Annotated in this window: 1 protein-coding gene; it reads left to right on the top strand. The window is 32.8% G+C overall.

The window, feature by feature from the left end; translation table 11 throughout:
* Positions 1-430: DDE-type integrase/transposase/recombinase (locus RV17_RS13040; RefSeq protein ID WP_071869457.1), on the top strand; the 430-nt coding region annotated here is incomplete at its 5' end.
* Positions 431-451 lie beyond the last annotated feature (21 nt).

Genomic DNA, 451 nt, shown 5'->3' with positions numbered 1-451 from the left:
TATGCTTTATTCATCAACGATTATGGACATGTTTAACAGTGAAATCGTTGCGTACAAGATATCTTCACATCCTGATACCAATTTAGCGATTGATACATTTAATCAATTAGACGATCTACCAAAACAAGCTATTTTGCATAGTGATCAGGGATCTACGTATACAGCAAAAAAATTCTGTGATTTAGTCAAACAAAAAAACGTTATCCAAAGTATGTCCCGTAAGGGAACTCCTTCAGATAACGCACCAATAGAATCGTTTCATTCCTCACTAAAGTCTGAAACATTCTATATCACAAAAGAGCCAATAAGCTCTAATACTAGAGTAATCGATATCGTTGAAAAATACATCTATTTTTGGAATAATAATAGAATTTTAGCCAAATTGGGGTATCTTTCCCCCGTTGATTACCGATTATCAAGATCAAATTGAGTTGCTCTTTTTATTTTGTAT

Origin of the sequence: Enterococcus thailandicus (assembly GCF_001886265.1) — a bacterium.
GTDB classification, from domain to species: domain Bacteria; phylum Bacillota; class Bacilli; order Lactobacillales; family Enterococcaceae; genus Enterococcus_B; species Enterococcus_B thailandicus.
The sequence above is the reverse complement of the archived record's forward strand: the minus strand, read 5'-3'. Positions and strand labels throughout refer to the sequence as shown.